The following is a 13,496-nucleotide window of genomic DNA, read 5'->3' on the forward strand; positions in this document are numbered from 1 at the left end:
CCCACGGCTCCCGCCGGGGCCTGTTCGACGGACCCACCACAGTCCGTCTCACCGGTCATCTCACCGTCGTGTCCCTGCGCCACCTGCCCGAGGAACTCAAGACCGTCGGCCTCCTGCTGATCCTCGACGCCCTCTGGCGCCAGATCAGCACTCCCGGCCAACGGCGCCCCCGGCTGATCACCATCGACGAGGGATGGACGCTCCTGCGCGACCCTGTCGGCGCCCGCTACCTGTTCAACCTCGCCAAGAACGCCCGCCGCCACTGGGCCGGACTCACCCTCGTCACACAGGACGTCGCCGACCTGCTCGCCACCGACCTCGGCCGAGCCGTCGCCGCCAACGCCGCCACCCAGATCCTGCTCCGCCAGGCACCGCAGAACCTCGACGCGGTGTGCGAGTCCTTCCACCTCTCCCACGGAGAACGCCGCATCGTCGCCACCGCCGAACGCGGCAGCGCGCTCCTGGCCGCCGGGCGGCATCGCGCGGTGTTCCGCACGATCGCCTCACCCGTCGAACACCGGCTCCTCACCACCGACCCCCCCGAACTCGCCCACCTGGAGGGCCGATGATCACCGCCAACCTGGCCCTGTGGACCGCCGTTGCCAGTACCGGGGTCTTGTTGTGGATCAGCTCGGTGTTCGTCCTGCGCTGGGTCCGACACGCCTACCTGTCCCGAGGCGCACACGTTCTGGAGATCCACGCACCACCACACACGACCGTCGACCACGCCACGGCCTTCTGGACCCACACCCTGGGACTCCTCCGCCCACGATGGACCCACCGAGTCCTGGCACCGCACCTGGCCTGGGAGTACACCGCCACCCCCGCAGGGGTCCGCGTCCAGATCTGGATTCCCGGCACCGTCAACCCCCGCACCGTCCAACGCGCCGCCACCGCCGCCTGGCCCGGCGCCACCACCCGACTTGCGCCAGCCACACCAGCGATTCCGTACGGCCAGCACATTCGCGGCCACTGGCTCCGTACCGCCCGAGCCGACCACTACCCGCTGCGCACCACGTTCGCGGACGACTCCCTTCGCGGACTGTTCGGCGAACTCGCCAACCTCGGCCCAGGGCAACGGGCGCTCGTCCGCGTCTGCGCCCGACCCGCCAGTGGACGCCGAGCCACACGCGCCCGCGCCGCCGCCGCGCATCTGCGCGGTCAACACACACCGTTCCGCCCATGGCAATCACCACGGAGACAAGGTCAGCGCATCAACACGCTGCCCGGAATCAGCGATGACGTTCGCGCCATCCTCACCAAGGCGTCCTCGCCCCGCTTCACCTGCCAGATCAGTGTCGCAGTCACCACCGAACACCCCAGCCGCCAGGCGAAACACCGAGCGCGAGCCCGATCTCGGAACATCTCCGCGTCCCTGGCCGCCTATACCTCCGGCCTCAACGCGCTCCGACGCACACCCATGCCCTTCCCCGGCCTGTGGCTCCGGTGCCGCTACCTGGCCTGCGGCTACCTGCTCAGCACGGCCGAACTCGCCGCCATTGCCCACCTGCCCACCGACCCGGCCGTCCCCGGGCTCACCCGCGCCAGCGCCCGCCGCGTCGCACCCAGCCCCGACGTGCCCCGCACCGGCCGCGTTCTCGGCCATGCCGATGCCGGACCGCGCCGCCCCATCGCCACCACCGTCGCCGACGCCCGCCAACACATCCACATCCTCGGCAAGACCGGCTCCGGCAAGTCCACCCTGCTCACCCACATGATCCGCCAGGACGCCGAAGCCGGACGCAGCGCCTTGGTCATCGAACCCCGCGGCGACCTCGTACTCGATGTCCTGGACCGCCTCCCCGCACGCGCGATCGGCAACACGGTGCTCTTTGACCCCGCCGACCCGACACCACCGCCCCGGATCAACCTGCTCCAGATCGGCGCACCCGCCCACGCCGCCGACACCATCACCGGCATATTCCGCACCATCTACGCCGACTCCTGGGGACCGCGCACCGACGACATCCTCCGCGCCAGCACCCTCACCCTCGCCGCCACCCGCGACGCCGACCTGACGCTGGGCGACATCCCTAGGCTCCTCGCGGACGATCCCTGGCGCACCGGGCTGCTCGCCCAGCTCCACCCGACCGGGGCCCTGTGCGACTTCTGGCGCTGGTACTCCGCCCAGTCCCCGCAGATGCGCGCCGCTGCTACCGACCCGCTGCTGAACAAGCTCCGCACTATCCTCCTGCGCCCCTGGGCCGCCGCCGTCCTGGCCTCCGGGGCGTCCACGATCGACCTGCCCCACCTGCTCGACCACGGCGGCTTGGTCCTCATGCGCCTGCCCAAGGGCCACCTCGGCGAGGACACCGCCAGCCTCCTCGGCACGATCACCCTGGCCGCCACCTGGCACGCCATCACCGCACGCGCCGCTGTTCCCGAACACCGACGCCCGGACACCTGCGTGTACCTGGACGAAGCCGCGAACTTCCTCCGGCTGCCCGGTTCCCTGGCCGACATGCTCGCCGAGGCCCGCGGCTAACGCGCCGCGATGGTCCTGGCCCACCAGGAACTCCACCAGCTCCCACCCGCCACCCGCTCAGCGGTGGACGCCCACACCCGCACGAAGGTCTTCTTCAACCTCGCACCGGACGACGCCACCCGGCTCGAACGGCACACCCTGCCGCACCTGAACGCCTACGACCTGGCCCACCTCGGCTCCTACCAGGCCGCCGTCCGCACCATCCACGACGCCGCCGAACTCCCCGCGGCGACTCTGCGCACCCAACCACCCACCGAACCCATTCCGCACCGAGCCGAGCACATCCGCAGAGGTGCCCGACGATTCGCACCCACCAGGACCCCAGACCCACGCGACCAGGAGGACCACCGTTGAGCACGCTCGAATTCACCGAACGCGACATGCGCATCCTCAGCACCGTCCGAACCCACCGGGTGCTGACCACACCGCAGATCGGCGAACTGTTCTTCTCCGGCCGCCACTCACGGCTCCCCCCACCCCCCCCCCNCTCGAGGCAGCGGGCGTGATCGACCACTTCCTCCCACCCCACACAGATGCGCGGGCTCCTTACCACTGGGTTCTCGCGGACCAAGGTGCCCAGGTCCTCGCCGCGCTCCAGGGGCTCACCCCACACGAGCTCGGCCACAGACCGGCCGCACAACGAGCACTCCGCCTGAACAGCCACCTCGGACACATCACCGGACTAGCCGAGACCTACGTGTGCTTCTTCGTTAGCGCCCGCGCCACCCCGGGCACCCAGCTCCAACGCTGGTGGCCCGAAGCCCGTTGCCGAGCAACCTGGGGCCACCACGTCCGCCCGGACGCCTACCTGCGCTGGCGCCAGAACAGCGTCACGGTGGACGCCTTCATCGAGTACGACACCGGCAGCGAACCGCTCGCCCGCGCCATCGCGAAGATCGATCGCTATCGAGCCCTGGCAGAGGAAACCGAACACCGCACGCCCGTGCTGTTCGTCGTCACCGGTTCTAAGCGCCTCACCAACATCTGCCGGTCCCTGCACACCCCGGATCCATGGGTGCCCGTCCACGTGACCAGGATCGACCAACTCACCCACCCCGGCCCCGCACGCCCCATCTGGCGCCAGGTCGGGGACGCGACCTGTTCCGTGCGCGCACTCGTCGAACTGGCCTGAAGCACAGGCGTTGTGCTCAAGATCGCGTCCGGCATCGCGGGCGGCCTCTTCCTGCTCGTGGCCGTCATCGGAGCCGTGGGGATGGGCGACGAGGAACGCGAACGCATCGAGAACGCACGTCTCTGGCCGGGGCGGGTTTCCGGCATCCACCCGGTTCTGCTCGACGCCTACGTGCGCGCTGCCGAGCGCCTCGAAGAGTTCCACCCGAACTGCACCGGCATGACCTGGGCCATCCTTGCAGGCATCGGTCGGGAAGAGTCCGACCACGCGGCAGGTAGTCAGATTTCTTCCAACGGCGATACCGCCCCACCCGTCGTCGGCCCGATCCTGAACGGCTCCGGTGCCGGTAACAACCAGACGCCGCACCACGACACCGACGACGGCCGGTGGGACGGCGACGCCACCTACGACGCCGCCATCGGCGTCACCCAACTCCTCCCAGCCTGGTGGGCCGAGCACGGTGTCGACGGCAACGCCGACGGGGAAGCCGACCCGCACAACGTCTTCGACGCCACCGCCTCGACCGCCGTCGAGCTGTGCACCAGCCACCCGAACGATTCGGTGGACTTCACCAACCACGACGAACTCCGCGCCTCCCTGTTCCGCTACAACCCCTGGGACACCTATATCGACCACGTCCTGTCCCACATCGACGAGTACTCAGCGATGAACCTCAACGACGCCGGATCGTATGCGGTGCCTGCCGGGGGCAGCGAACAGGGGCGCATAGCAGCCGAGTGGGCTCTGGAACAGGTCGGCAAGCCCTACCTGTGGGGTGGCGAGGGGCCGCACGCCTTCGACTGCTCCGGCCTGACCATGATGGCCTGGCGTGCCGCCGGGGTATCGATCCCGCGTGTGACCACCGACCAGGTCCACGTCGGAACCCCAGTCTCCCTCGACGCCCTCGCCCCCGGCGACCTGCTCTTCTACGACACCGGCGGTCCAGGTGGTGCGCCCTCCCATGTGACGATGTACGTCGGTGACGGCCAGATGGTCAACGCCCCACGTACCGGCACGACCATCCGCGTCGAACCCGTTAACAGCCCGTACTACTCTGCTCGCTTCATGTCCGTAGTTCGCCCTACTTGAGTTTCGAGCTTTTCGGCGCTTCAAGGTGGACGGGCGGATACGCCCGTGGAGATGCGTGAGACGGTGCCGCACCAAAGCCGGTGTCGTACCTTCAACGGAGACGGCTCCGTAGAGCCGTTGAGACTGTCGCCGATATACGAGCAGCGCACCCAGAAAACACCTTCAACGTAGACGGCTCCTGCGGAGCCGTTGAGACTGGGCGCACCGAGTGCACTCGTGATGCAGAGCTTCACCTTTAACGTGGACGGCTCCCGTGGAGCCGTTGAGACGGGGAACCGGCGTGCCCTTACGCCCTGCACCTGACCCTTCAATGGAGACGGCTCCTGTGAAGCCGTTGAGGGAGTGGGACGTCAGCGTCTACACCATCAGCGAGGCCATCCTTCAACGGGGACGGCTCCCGTAGAGCCGTTGAGACCATCCAGCCGGGTCGATCGCGCACATCTGCCGGGTCCTTCAACGGAGACGGCTCCTGTGGAGCCGTTGAGACGCCCTGCTCCACGTCCGCCATGGACGTGCCAACGAACCTTCAACGCAGACGGCCCCTTCGGAGCCGTTGAGACCGCGAGCACGCGCCGCCGACCGTCGTCCAAGTCGACCCTTCAACGCAGACGGCCCCTTCGGAGCCGTTGAGACTCGCCGTCAACCACACCGCTCGGTGCCGGGCAGGACCTTCAACGCAGACGGCCCCTTCGGAGCCGTTGAGGCCGGATCAACTCTTCACCCGCGAGAATCTGATTCTTCCTTCAACGCAGACGGCCCCTTCGGAGCCGTTGAGGCTTCCTTTCGGGTTCGGGGAACTCTTTCCTGTTGGGCCTTCAACGCAGACGGCCCCTTCGGAGCCGTTGAGGCCTCGGCTCCAGCTCCGAAACACCGACGCTAGCTGTCCCTTCAACGCAGACGGCCCCTTCGGAGCCGTTGAGGCACCACCTGAACAGGGAAAATGTGCAAAGCGTTCTGGTTAAAGTCTCGAGACCGCTCACCGGATGCGAGTTTTGGGTGGTTTTGGGCTTGGGAACCTCTCAGGGTTTTTACGAGCACTTCCGGTTCGCGCTGATCGACTCTGAGGCTGTCCCGCATGGGCCTCCTTCCCTGTCATTGGTGTCGGATCGGCAGGTTAGCACTACGGAATGTCACACCCGTCTTCTATCGTGCCCAGCGGTGCCACCCACACCAGAGCAACACCCCTTCACTCCGCTGATCACCGCCATCACAAGTGCACAACCCCTCTTGCTTGTCGAAGGAGACGATGATGTCGAGCCAGGCCCTTGACCTGTTGCTGGCTGCGGTGGGGCCCGAGCGCCCCTGGGCGGGTGTGTCCGTGCGAGCCGAGTACCGCCCCGCATCCGGTGACAAGGTGTTCCCGCCCTCCTACCCGCAGTCCCAGGAGGAAGGCGAGTTCGCGGGGTCCCCCTACCTGTTCGAGAAGCGGTGGACGAACGGGGAGGACCGGTGGGTGGTGGTGCTGGACCAGGTGCCCAGCCAGGCCAACCGCGTCGAGACAGCCCTGCTGGACGCCCGCGACGAGGGACGGATCCGGCTGCCGCTGTTCGAGCTGAACGCGACCACCTCCCGTGGCCCCGTGCGGATCACCTCGTTGGAGATGCCGCACCGCTTCGCTGACGCTTACATGCGCGACAGCCGGATTGACGGTGTCCGCTTCCCCAACACCGAGATCGGCCAGTACGTGCGCGCCGTCACGGCCCGCGACGTGCGCGCTCTGTTCGAGTTCTCGCCCGAGTCCCTGCTGTTCGGTGCCTGGGATTCGCACCGCAAGGGGCATCAGGCCAAGTTCTCCCCCCGCGCCTACTCCTCCTCCATCGTCGGGCTGGATCCTCGGCTCGGCCAGCGACAGGGCGGTCGGATGGACCCGACCAACCTGACCGGCGCGGTCAAGGACTCGTCCAAGGACGACTGGGAGTTCATGATCCCCGGGGAGAAGAAGGCCAAGACCAAGGGGGAGAAGCTCAGCGAACGCGGTCACGGCAACATCGCTCCCAACCCCGCTCACGGCGGCGTGTCCATCACCCGAGCCCAGCGCTCCGGGTGGTTGTCCATGGCCGCCTTGGCACGTCTGCGGTTCGGTGACGCCCCTATCGAGGCGGCTCGGCTGGCGCGGGCGACTCTGGCCGCGCTCGCTCTGGCGGGGGATCGGTTGGCGTTCGGTGGTCCGTCGGTGTGGTTGCGCTCGGGGTGCGACCTGATCCACACCAGCCAGTACCTGGTCTTCGAAGGGGAGGGCGAGGCCCGCCACGAGGTGTCGCTGACCTCTTCCGAAGCGATCGAGGTCTTTCACGAGCTGCGTGAGCGCACCGCCAAGGCCGGGATCACCATGTCCGAGGAGACCATCCACCTGGAGCCGGTCCCGGCACTGGCCAAGGCGATCGAGTACTCGGTCGCCAAGTCCACCGAGCCGGGGGAGTAGACCGATGCCGTTGGTGATGAACGTGCGGCTCCTTAACGGCCGCTACGACGCCTCCGACGGGTGGCGCGAACACGTGGAATGGCCCCCGGCCCCCTCACGGCTGTTCTGCGCTCTGGTGGCCTCAGCCCTCACCGAGGAGGAACGCCGGGCGCTCATGTGGTTGGAACAGCAGGCTCCCCCGCAGGTGTGGGCGAGTCGTGAGCACACCCGTGTGCGTTCGGATGGGTACGCGGTGACCAACACGACCTCCGGCAAGGGCGGCAGTCAGTCTCTACCTGGGCGTACCACCGCGCCGCGCACCCGAGTGGCGGCCCTGCCCAAGGCGGACGAGTTCGCGTTCGTGTGGCCCGAGGCCGACCCTCCCGGACAGGTGGAGAAAGCGCTGGCCGATCTGGCGTGGAAAGTGCCCTACCTGGGGCGTTCTACCAGCACCGTGGCCATCCGTGTTCATACGTCCCCCACTCGCCGTTCGGAATGGACCACCTACACCCCTGTCTCGCTGGGCACACCAGCCACTCGCGAACTCGGCGTGCCCTACCCCGGCTACCTGGACGCTCTCAACCGCGCCTACGAGCAGGGGTCCAGCGCGTGGGACGTGCGCCGCACCATCGGCTACACCACCCCCAACACGCCCCGAACCACAGTTGAGGCACCGGTGCGGGGTCCGTTCGGGCCGATGCTGGTGTTCGCCTTCGACGAGGGTACGGTCCGGCCCAGTTCGGGTGAGTTGTTGACGTTCACCGACAAGCTCCGCGACACCCTCATGTCCCGTATCGGGGACAACATCCCCGGTCAGGTGTCTGGGCACACCGACCTCGGCCGTCACCACGTGGCCTTCCTCGGTCTTCCCGACGTCGGTCATCGCCACGCTCACGGCAGCCTGCTCGGGCTGGCCGTGGCGTTGCCCACCGACCTGGACCCCGAGGTGTCCCAGGCCGTCTACCAGGCGCTGGTACACAACCGGCTCACCCACCTCAACCGCGGCTACGGGCCGATCAGCGCTCTGACCTACCAGCCCGAGCCTTCCAGTCGGCGGACCCTGAACCCCGCCCGGTGGACCGCACCGGCCCGTGGCTCCCGTGTGTGGGTGAGCGCCACCCCGATGATGCTGGACCGGTTCGTGCGCCCCAACACCGACCTGGCCGCGGTCATCGCCCGCTCGGTCGTCACCGCCGGATACCCATCACCTATCCACGTGGAGGTCTCCCAGGCTCCGATGACCCGCGGGGCGATGCAGCGCCCACGACGGGGCACCTACCCTTCCGGGCGCACCCGCCGGTGGGTCCTGCACGCCCGGATCGAGTTCACCGAACCCGTCACCGGGCCGGTCCTGGTGGGGTCCATGCGCTACCTGGGCCTGGGGTTGTTCGAACCCTGGCCCACCGCACCACTGCGCGGAACCACGGCCGAGCACGGCCGTGAGCGAGAGGAGGTCGTTGATGCGGTCCGATGATTTCCCCACCTTCACCGAGTTCTTCCGCGCGGTCCACGACCGCAGCCCGTTCCCCTGGCAGGCGGCGTTGGCCGACCGCCTCCTGGCCGGACAGGAGTGGCCTGACGCGATCGACGTGCCGACCGGGCTGGGCAAGACCAGCCTGTTGGACATCGCGACCTACGCCTCTGCGGCCGGAGCCGCCGACCGGCGTCGGCGCGTGTTCTTCGTGGTGGATCGCCGTCTGGTGGTCGACGAAGCCCACGAACACGCCCAGCACCTCGCTGCCCTGCTCAACGGCCACACCTCGCCCACACACCCACACCAGACTCCGGTCCTGAGAGCGGTCGCCGATCGGTTGCGCCAAAGCGAGGACACTGGTCCGGTGATCGAGGTGACTCGGATGCGGGGCGGCACCACGTGGTCCTGGCAGTGGGTCCAGCGTCCCGACCGCCACGCCCTCGTGGTGGGAACCGTCGACCAGATCGGTTCGCGCCTGTTCATGCGCGGCTACGGCGTCTCCGACAAACTCCGCCCGATCGATGCCGCCCTCGTGGGCACCGACAGCCTCATCCTGGTCGACGAAGCTCACCTGGCCCAGGCCATGCTGACCAGCATCCACCACGCCACCGCGGACCAGCCCCGAGACCGGCTCGCTCGACCCCGCGTCGTGCAGATGTCCGCCACGGTCAACACCGGACCGACACACCGGGTGCACTCCATCACCACCGCAGACCACAGCCACCCCGTCGCGTCGCGGAGGCTGAACGCTCCACGCACGATGTACCTGGTCGAACCCAAGGTGACGAAGAAGAACGCCGACCAGGTCATGGCCGACCAACTCACCTCCTGGGCCCAGACGCTGGCCACCGAACAGCCCACCGCCCCGGTAGCGCTGGTGGTGTGCAACACCGTGTCCCGTGCCCGCGCGGTCTTCGACACTCTCGCTGACCGCAAGGTGCCCCAAACTCAGCGAGTGTTGTTGATCGGCCGAAGCAGGCCTGCTGACCGGCGTCGACTCATGAACGACTTCTACCGACGCATCAAGGTCGGCCGGACGAACCTGGAGACCGAGCCGCTGTACGTGGTCGCGACCCAGACTGTGGAGGTCGGCGCGAACATCGACGCGGACGTGCTGGTGAGCGAATCGGCGTCGATGGCGGCACTGACCCAACGCCTGGGACGCTTGGCCCGCACCCCCGAGACCCGCCAGAACAGGGAAGAGGGGTGGCGGGCACCGGCGGTCATCGTGCACGACGCCTCCATAGGGGAGGACGACCCGGTCTACGGATCAGCCCGGGCGGCCACCTGGGAGTTGCTGACCCGATCCACCACACCGTTGGTCACGAAGAAGGGACAGGCGTGCGCCACCAGCGACCTCGGCGAGGGGATCGCGGCCTCACCAACCGACCTGGTCGCGTTGCTCGACAACACCACTGACGAGGAGCGCGAGGCGTTGCGCGAGCCGGTGAAGGCGCCGCCGCTGATGCATCCCGGCGTTCTCCGCTCCTGGGAACACACCAGCCCCACCCCGGTCACCGACCCGCCCGTGGCGCCGTTCCTCCACGGGCTGGACACCCGCGACCCGGACGTCACCCTCCTGTGGCGCGACGACATCGACCCTGCCACCAGCGTGGACCCGCGCACGGGAGAGATCACCACCCAGGTGGCGGAACGGCTGCGGCTGGTCCCGCCCAGCAGCGACGAACAACTTCAGGTCTCCCTCACCGTTCTGCGGCGGTGGCGCAACCGCAAGTTCGCCGAAGCCGGAAAGGTCGCCGACCTCGAAGGCGGACCAGCCGAGGCAGCCGAGGACACCACCGGTGACGAACACGTCCTGCGCTACCACGGTCACCAGCCGCCCGAACGCATCACCCTCCGCCGGGTCCGCCCCGGCGACACCATCATCCTGCCCAGCCACTTCGGAGGGTGCGACCGCTACGGGTGGGCACCCCACTCCACCGCACCTGTGGAGGATGTCGCCGACCTGGCCTCCCGCTGCGGATCTCCCGTGGTCCGAATCGACCAACGCCTGATTGAATCCACCAGGGTGGTCGACCCCAACGACCACTCCGAGGAAACCAGGCTCCTCCAGAGGGCGCTGCGCGAGCTGGTGGAGGTCGACACCGACTTCCACGGAACCGAAGAACTCCCCCAACCCGATGACTACAGCGCCTCCCTGGCCCGGTTGCGGGAGATCATCCAGCGAGCTCGGCTCAAGCACCCCCTGGCCGAGAACCTGGTGCTCCTGGGCGAGGCCGCCGACAACGGCGCCTTGCAGGTCGCGGTGCTCGACGAACCCACCCCCCGACCACGCGACACAGAGCCGGGGACACAACCCCGACAGGGGGAGGGGCGGATCGTGCTCACGGCGCGCCGGCGCCTGCGCGGCGGCGACAATGACGAGGCATCGACCTCCACAACCACACGATCCCAACCGGTGTGGCTGGACAACCACCAACACCAGGTCGCCCGACAGGCCGCCGTCTTCGCCCGCAACATCGGCCTGCCCCCTGACCTGGTGGACGCCGTCTACCTCGCAGGCCTGTACCACGACGAGGGCAAACGCGACCCCCGCTTCCAGGCGATCCTGCGAGGCGGACTACCTCTGCCCTCCGCTGACGCACAGGCCGGGCGGGTGCTCGCCAAGTCCCTGACTGCCCCCACCGATCCCATCGCCCGGCGCCAGGCACTCAACGCCTCCGGATACCCGCCCGGTACGCGCCACGAAGGGCTCTCCGCCCGCATCGCCGAACAACACCTGCACCAAGGCGGGTACCCCGATCAGGTGCGGAACCTGGTGCTACACCTGATCGCCGCCCACCACGGCCGCTCTCGGCCACTGCTGCCCGCGCTCACCGACCCCGCACCCGTCCAAGTCCCCGTCCCGGGGTTGCCCGACACGGTGGGGACCAGCGAGCTGGTGGACTGGCGCGCCCCCGCCCGCTTCGCCCACCTCAACCGCGACCAGGGGCGGTGGAAGCTCGCCCTGCTGGAGGCGGTGGTGCGCATGGCCGACATGTGGTGCTCCGCCGGAGAACCCGTCACCACCACCGACCACACACCAACCACGCGCCAGACGAAGCCACCCGTGCCCGAGCCGGTGGCGGAGCACACGGTGGCCCTGCCCGCACTGGACGGCCGCGACCCCCTGGGATTTCTTGCCAGCCTCGGCGTCCTCCGTCTCCTGGGGCAGGAAGCCGGACTGGAACCGGTGCGACTGTCGTTCGATCCCGCCATGGCCACCGCCCAGATCACCAGCCCCCTCCCTGACTTGGACGCGATCGCCACCGCTCTGGGCACGGTGATCGAGGAGATCCCGGACGGCGGTGCGCTCCCAGGGGTTGATGCGGACTGGCCGCCGCAGATCGGCGTCGGCACCGACCCGCTGCGTGTGCCCCGAACCGACCTGGAGCGTCTGCGGGACGAAGCTCTCCGCACTGGTGGGGAGAACGCGCCAGGGTGGTTGCGGGTGGTCGTCACCGATCTGGGCACCGACACCCAGGGCCGGGTCGTGCTCACCCCCTTCATGGCACCAGCCGGAGGCCAGAAAGCAGCGACGTTCTTCTCCAAACCCCTGGAACTGGTCGTGAAGAACCCCGAAGTGCTCCGTGAAGCGCTGACCGGGTGGCGACGCCTGGACGGGTGCACAGGGGAGAACCTTGACTACCGGGCCATCCGCACCGCCGTGGACACCACCAGCGGCGTGTCCATCCCCAGCGGAGTGCCCGGAGCCACCTGGTTGGCCACCCAAGCACTACCCCTGCTGGCGCTGTCCGGAGATGGTCGACATCTCCGCTCCAGCCTGTGGTTCCGGCACAACGGGCGACGCGTCATGCTCTGGCCGGTGTGGCAGCGCCCGCTCGACATCGACGCCGTCCAGGTTCTGCTCAACCACCCACACCTGGAGCCCCAGCAGGATCGTGGAAGGCGTGACGAGCTCTGGCTGCACCGCCATAGGCTGGGCCCCTTGGGGGNCGCAGGGGCACAGCGCCGTCCCATTCCGGGCGGGAAATCCGCCGGTGTTATCACGCCAATCCGGGTCGGCCTTGGCTGAAGCGCGAACTCCGAGTGCGCACGAGATTCCGGGGAGGTTCCCAACCACAAACCCACACAAAACACCCATAAGGGAAGCGGTTCTGCAGTGTTGACCAGGAGGACTTCGGTGTTTTTCCTGTTCACGCGCGTCTCAACGGCTTCGCAGGGGCCGTCCACGTTGAAGGGACATGGGCTGCGTCCCCGACCCCGCCCTCGACCCTGGTCTCAACGGCTCCACCTGAGCTGTCCACGTTGAAGGATCCTCGGCCACTGGATCGCTGGTGAGGGTGCGGTGTCTCAACGGCTTCGCAGGGGCCGTCCACGTTGAAGGGCCGCAGGCGTCGCGATCTCGACATGGGCCAACGTGTCTCAACGGCTTCGCAGGGGCCGTCCACGTTGAAGGTTGAACACCCAGTCCACGAACATGCCGCACCACTCGTCTCAACGGTTCCACAGGGGCCGTCTACGTTGAAGGGTCCCAGCGATCGCTGACGTCAACGCCCCCACCCGAGTCTCAACGGTTCCACAGGGGCCGTCTACGTTGAAGGATGGTTGGTATCACGCACGTCAGCGTCGGCCACACCAGTCTCGACGGCTCCACCGAGCCGTCCACGTTGAAGGAACAACGGCAGGCCCTTGGCGGCGATGGTGGTCGCCGTCTCAACGGCCCCATAGGAGCCGTCTACGTTGAAGGCAGACGTTGCGGGGGATGAGGTGGGCCTCCCCCGGTCTCAACGGCTCCATAAGAGCCATCCACGTTGAAGGGTCTCCGACAACGCCATGATCTACCTCGACGACCGGGTCTCAACGGCTCCACTGGAGCCGTCTACGTTGAAGGTTCCGGCCCAGCTTGTCAATGGCCAGTGTGTTTTCCCCGCAGGCGGCCAGTAGTTCTCCC

Annotated in this window: 8 protein-coding genes and 1 CRISPR repeat array; all 8 genes read left to right on the plus strand. The window is 68.2% G+C overall.

From position 1 onward, the window contains the following. Window positions 1-569, plus strand: a 569-nt coding sequence (locus D471_RS35965) for a TraG/VirB4 family ATPase (protein WP_040690997.1), incomplete at its 5' end; no start/stop codon positions are given. Beyond that, window positions 566-2,485, plus strand: a complete 1,920-nt coding sequence (locus D471_RS42380; protein ID WP_017601020.1) for a type IV secretion system DNA-binding domain-containing protein — start codon at window positions 566-568, stop codon at window positions 2,483-2,485. The genes D471_RS35965 and D471_RS42380, both read left to right, overlap by 4 nt. A gap of 9 nt (window positions 2,486-2,494) precedes the next feature. Next, complete coding sequence (locus tag D471_RS42045) at window positions 2,495-2,839, plus strand: hypothetical protein (RefSeq protein ID WP_017601021.1); 345 nt, start codon at window positions 2,495-2,497, stop codon at window positions 2,837-2,839. Between the two features lie 148 nt (window positions 2,840-2,987). After that, a complete protein-coding gene (locus tag D471_RS35970) occupies window positions 2,988-3,617 on the plus strand; it encodes a replication-relaxation family protein (protein ID WP_017601023.1) in 630 nt (209 codons plus the stop codon). Window positions 3,618-3,629: 12 nt separating this feature from the next. Then, window positions 3,630-4,706, plus strand: coding sequence for a C40 family peptidase (locus D471_RS0124320; RefSeq protein WP_017601024.1), 1,077 nt, complete (start codon window positions 3,630-3,632; stop codon window positions 4,704-4,706). A gap of 450 nt (window positions 4,707-5,156) precedes the next feature. Continuing rightward, window positions 5,157-5,628: direct repeats of the CRISPR family, unit length 37 nt; unit sequence CCTTCAACGCAGACGGCCCCTTCGGAGCCGTTGAGGC. A gap of 324 nt (window positions 5,629-5,952) precedes the next feature. After that, a complete protein-coding gene (gene cas7g / locus D471_RS0124325; protein WP_026128032.1) occupies window positions 5,953-7,128 on the plus strand; it encodes a type I-G CRISPR-associated RAMP protein Csb1/Cas7g in 1,176 nt (391 codons plus the stop codon). Window positions 7,129-7,132: 4 nt separating this feature from the next. Continuing rightward, window positions 7,133-8,581, plus strand: coding sequence for a type I-G CRISPR-associated protein Csb2 (gene csb2 / locus D471_RS0124330; protein WP_017601026.1), 1,449 nt, complete (start codon window positions 7,133-7,135; stop codon window positions 8,579-8,581). Further along, a complete protein-coding gene (gene cas3g, locus D471_RS0124335) occupies window positions 8,568-12,617 on the plus strand; it encodes a type I-G CRISPR-associated helicase/endonuclease Cas3g (protein ID WP_017601027.1) in 4,050 nt (1,349 codons plus the stop codon). The genes csb2 and cas3g overlap by 14 nt, the downstream gene beginning before the upstream one ends. Window positions 12,618-13,496 lie beyond the last annotated feature (879 nt).

This window comes from Nocardiopsis lucentensis DSM 44048 (assembly GCF_000341125.1).
Taxonomy (GTDB): Bacteria; Actinomycetota; Actinomycetes; order Streptosporangiales; family Streptosporangiaceae; genus Nocardiopsis; species Nocardiopsis lucentensis.